The organism is Paenibacillus sedimenti (assembly GCF_014534655.1).
GTDB classification, from domain to species: domain Bacteria; phylum Bacillota; class Bacilli; order Paenibacillales; family NBRC-103111; genus Paenibacillus_E; species Paenibacillus_E sedimenti.
Window position 1 is genome coordinate 1 of sequence record NZ_JACVVD010000056.1, and the last position, 547, is coordinate 547.

The window sequence follows — 547 nt, forward strand, 5'->3', positions numbered from 1 at the left end:
ATCCCCGGATCAAAGCCTGCTTACGGCTCCCCGAGGCATTTCGTCGTTCGCCACGTCCTTCATCGGCTCCTAGCGCCTAGGCATCCTCCGTGTGCTCTTATTAGCTTAACCTGCTAAAAGATTTAAATCACTGTGTAAACACAGTGGCTTAAAGGATTTCTAAGTTTCACGCTTTACGTTTCGTTTCGTTATCTAGTTTTCAAGGAACAAGTTGCGAATCGAAGATTCGTCAACAACGTTGCAACTGTTACATTCGCGAAGCGATGTCAGTTGTCAACAATTTTGTTTTTCCTTCGCCTCTCAGCGGCAGGAAGAACATCTTATCATGCCATCTACGCTTCAGCAACAATCAAATGTTACCAGAGCAAGATATCATGTTTGAAAGGATTATCCCTTCAAAACTGAACACGAGTGAAAGAAGCTTGTTGTGTGCTTGCGCACTTGACTGGCTCATTGCAGAGCCGAGTCTCCATAGAAAGGAGGTGATCCAGCCGCACCTTCCGATACGGCTACCTTGTTACGACTTCACCCCAATCATCTACCCCAC

The 547-nt window shown here is 46.3% G+C and carries 2 rRNA genes; both read right to left on the reverse strand.

Annotation, left to right across the window (positions count from 1 at the left end):
* Nucleotides 1–111: ribosomal RNA gene (locus ICC18_RS33395) — 23S ribosomal RNA — on the reverse strand; the annotation flags it as partial.
* A 364-nt stretch (nucleotides 112–475) separates the two neighbouring features.
* Nucleotides 476–547, reverse strand: a 16S ribosomal RNA gene (locus ICC18_RS33400); the annotation flags it as partial.